The organism is Candidatus Magnetobacterium casense (genome assembly GCF_019173545.1).
In the GTDB taxonomy this organism is placed as follows: Bacteria; Nitrospirota; Thermodesulfovibrionia; order Thermodesulfovibrionales; family Magnetobacteriaceae; genus Magnetobacterium; species Magnetobacterium cryptolimnobacter.
In genome coordinates, this window is record NZ_JABXWD010000362.1 from 1 (window position 1) to 3,408 (window position 3,408).

Genomic DNA, 3,408 nt, shown 5'->3' on the forward strand with positions numbered 1-3,408 from the left:
ACGGTTTCTTTTCTATGCCCAGTTTTTCGGGATGGAGCTCCAGGTTGGTGAAAACGGTATCCCCGGCGGCGAGACAGTTGAACAGGAAGTATGCTAGTAGAGCTGACTTACCGCCTCCGCGGTGGCCGATTTGCCCAACGACATATTCCGGTGGAAACGGGTTGCGGTATTCGTCGTCCACCTCGTCGGCATCCTCGACGGCAGCCTCAAGGATATCGTCTTCCGATTCGTATTCTTCAAGTGCGTCGGGTAACGTAGGTGCGTCACTCCTCATCCTCTGTAACCTCGCCCTTGTGGTCCTTGCTGAATCTTCTGGTCTTCCGCTTATCGTATGGACGCCGGCTGTTGTCCTCGAGCATCCCCGGAGCCAGCATATTGGTGATGCCCATGAGGAACTTCTTGCTTGCGGCTCCGCCCTCTGCCATGGACCCTGCCGTCACGCTGGCTATGAAGACCTGGGTCAAACGGTGTCGGGGTGCAAGGGCGTTCAGCATGGCCAGGTCGGACCACAATTCCCTGGTGAAGTTGCCGCGTATTATGGTATTGGCAGCCAGGGTGATGTCGCGCATATCCTTGGGGAGTTGCTGGAGTTCCTTAACGCTGGTGGCACTCCCCAGGGGCGCCATCATGCCCGAGCTGTCCTTCATCCAGCCGCTGCCCGGTGTCGCTCTTATCGGTTGTGTTCCTGGCATATTCCTATCCTGTCAAGGCCATCAGACCGAGCATCATACAAAACACGATGCCCACGATGGCCATTATTATCGTCGTCGGTTTCAGCATCCTGTCCCACAGCGTGGACGGCTTTTCCTTGAGCAAACCCACCGCATGGGCTAGAACACGGACGTAACTTACTGCCTTGGTGTATAACTGCAACGATGTCATACTGTACCCCCTCACACTGGGGAAGGCAGGTGGCTGAAGGTTCCCTGTGCCGTCGTCAACTGCCCAGTATGCCCACCGCTTGTGATCGTAGTCGAAAAACCTGTAATCGAGAACGTGAGTCTTGTCTGCCTCTATCTTCTGTCTTACCTCGTCGGCATCCCTGCCCGTCAACATCACGACGCCCATTGTTGTTATAACGTAGACGTCGGCCACGGTATTCCGGGTGTAAGCGGGCGCTGGTTTTACCGGGGACTGTGCTGGTTTGGCCTTCACTGCTGCCTGTGTCATTTCACTTTCCAAAAAACTTACCCGCTCCCTCTATAAACCCGCTGAGTTGTCCCGTGGATGCCGCTACCAGCAGGAACATGGCGACTGTCCCCAGGACGGCCAACAGCAGGATGAACATAAGGCGGTTTCGTATCTCGTTATCCTCTTGCCTTGATTGAGCGAGGGAGAACCCCTCGGCCCAGGAGTTGTCCAGTATTTCGTCCGATTCAAGGGTCTCGTGGTGGCCGTTGCTGCCGGCCTCTATTGCAGCACGGTCCGGCGGCCAGTCAAGAAGGCGGAACCTGAAAAGCTCCGTGATGGGCTCGTAGGCCACGCTTATCGGCCCCATGACGCGTTCCATCCCCCTGACCTTCTTGGATAGTACCCCGTTGCTGTCGGGTGATGCAAAGTACGCCATGCGGTTGTGGTTGTCTTGCAGGTGCGTCCCCTGGAGTTCCATCATCCGGCGGAAGAATCGCTTGTCTGAGCCCAGGACGAAGCACAGGGCATCTCCGCCTTTCGGCTCCTTCCCACTTAGTTTGCTAAATAAGCCCATTGATTACTCCACAAATACAAACCCGCTCCCAGTCCGATTGTGTAAACCGTTCCAGAAGCGGGTCTGTATCAATTCAATGCTCCTTGCGTCAACCGACGCCTTTCAGCACCCGGCTGCCCAACAGTCCGCTTATGAACATCAGCGCCACGGTATAGATCAGTGGCACCAGCCCGAGGAACTGCGTCAGCCCGGTGAAGCTTGAGGCATTGGTGTTCTCGTAAGCCGTGTCGCACGCATCCATTACGATGGGCAGCATAATCACGGCCACGACGACCACTATGACGGTGACTATTGTTTCCTTGATGGTGAAGCTCTTGCCCTTCGTTCCCATCCAGACCATCACGCCGCCGAATATCACCAACCCGACTAGCATGATCAACGGGAATAGCTTGAGCATAGGTTCACCACCAGGGTACCGCGTCCAGTTGAGAGCGGATCCCCCGCCGGTCAGGTAAGGAGCAATAGTGTCCATCGCTATTCCCAGGCCGATAAGAGCCAGGACGATGGTGATGGCGCCGAGTATGATGCTCTGCAGGTTGGCATTCCCGGAACCACCCTCACTACCTCCACCATGTCTCCTCATTTGCTCACCTCCTTAATTTCGTTTAAGGTTATCCCCGTCGACCTCGGGGGCTTATCCGCGTGATTTCCACGCAGAAAACAAGCCCCAAATAGCGGTTACGAATAGCCCGATCACCGTGATGAAGGGCAGTAGCCTGACGAAAGCTGCGAAGCCCGTAAACTCCTGGTGAGCTTCACGGACGTAATCTATTGTCAAGATTCTGGTATCGGAAGCGGCGAGCCCGCCAACGGTAACTATGTAGTCATCCTCATCGTAGGCGAGTATAACCGGGGTATCGGCCCCATTGTCGGAGTCCACTGCAAGGTCGGTTAAGTCCTCGTAGTAATGGGCGTAGCTTAATGTTTCATTGGCCGAGGTTACGTTAGCGGCAGTGGCACAGACGAAGTTTTCGGAGTAGTCATCTGCAGCCACATCATCCACAACGTCAGGTAGGACATTGGCAACGAGCATCAAGCCGAGAACCAACCCCACAATGGCTAGAATGACCTTGGTCATTACATAATCATTGTTTCACACCATATAGTTAATTATCTTACTGAATATCACCCACTATGATAATAGATTTTGTGTATGGTATACTTTAATTCAATGGCAGTGAGCTGCAGTAGGGCTGGCCGACCCTGCTTTGTTGCTGACATGGGATCGAGCAGGGATAGGAACCTTGCGTTCTGGGATGAGTTTGTGAATGCTTGTTCCGAGTTCCACTACCGGGAGATTGTCGCTGTAAGCCGTGCCTGTGGCCTTGCTACCAATACCGTGGAAAGGTGGAAATACGGGTTGAACTATCCTGACAAGGAAAGAGCAGAAGAAGTCCTGGAATGGGTGAAGCGGGGCAAGCCCATGAAACAACAGAGGCCATTCCCGGAGAACAGCATGTTAACAAGATGAATAAGCGTAGTAGGTTGGTTTTGGTGGGATGCCGTCTGGTGATTTGCAGAGATGGGCACTGGGTATGGATGAGTAGCGAAGGCTACCGGAGAATGCAATGCGCCATGCGAAAACATTAAGGTATTTGTTCCTTCCCCTCTTCGCTATTGTGCTGAGTCTATCAGTATGCTGTGAAAGTAATCAAAGGAGAATATGCTGATGGGTACAGGTGAAACTGTAAAACCCCTGTTCA

The 3,408-nt window shown here is 53.7% G+C and carries 7 protein-coding genes; 1 reads left to right on the forward strand and 6 read right to left on the reverse strand.

Annotated elements, in window-relative coordinates; all coding sequences use genetic code 11:
• The 6 genes from HWQ67_RS14800 to HWQ67_RS14825 form a co-directional block, all read right to left on the reverse strand.
• Window positions 1-274 (reverse strand): hypothetical protein (locus tag HWQ67_RS14800; protein ID WP_218253463.1); only part of this gene is annotated, 274 nt, incomplete at its 3' end.
• The gene (locus tag HWQ67_RS14805; RefSeq protein WP_218253464.1) at window positions 264-692 is read right to left on the reverse strand and encodes a hypothetical protein; all 429 of its coding nucleotides are present in this window, start codon (window positions 690-692) and stop codon (window positions 264-266) included. The genes HWQ67_RS14800 and HWQ67_RS14805, both read right to left, overlap by 11 nt.
• A gap of 4 nt (window positions 693-696) precedes the next feature.
• Entirely contained in the window at window positions 697-1,170 is a 474-nt protein-coding gene (locus HWQ67_RS14810; protein WP_218253465.1) for a hypothetical protein, read from the reverse strand.
• A gap of 1 nt (window position 1,171) precedes the next feature.
• Window positions 1,172-1,705 (reverse strand): hypothetical protein, encoded by a 534-nt coding sequence (locus HWQ67_RS14815; RefSeq protein WP_218253466.1) that lies wholly within the window; start codon window positions 1,703-1,705, stop codon window positions 1,172-1,174.
• Window positions 1,706-1,793: 88 nt separating this feature from the next.
• On the reverse strand, window positions 1,794-2,288 hold the full coding sequence (locus HWQ67_RS14820; protein ID WP_218253467.1) for a hypothetical protein: 495 nt from the start codon (window positions 2,286-2,288) through the stop codon (window positions 1,794-1,796).
• Window positions 2,289-2,339: 51 nt separating this feature from the next.
• Window positions 2,340-2,783: a hypothetical protein gene (locus tag HWQ67_RS14825; RefSeq protein ID WP_218253468.1), complete on the reverse strand. Its 444-nt coding sequence runs from the start codon at window positions 2,781-2,783 to the stop codon at window positions 2,340-2,342.
• Window positions 2,784-2,969: 186 nt separating this feature from the next.
• Here HWQ67_RS14825 and HWQ67_RS14830 point away from each other — a divergent pair, with 186 nt between their 5' ends.
• Window positions 2,970-3,176 carry a hypothetical protein gene (locus tag HWQ67_RS14830; protein WP_218253469.1) on the forward strand — a complete coding sequence of 69 codons (207 nt, stop codon included), beginning with the start codon at window positions 2,970-2,972 and terminating at the stop codon, window positions 3,174-3,176.
• The last annotated feature ends 232 nt before the right edge of the window (window positions 3,177-3,408 follow it).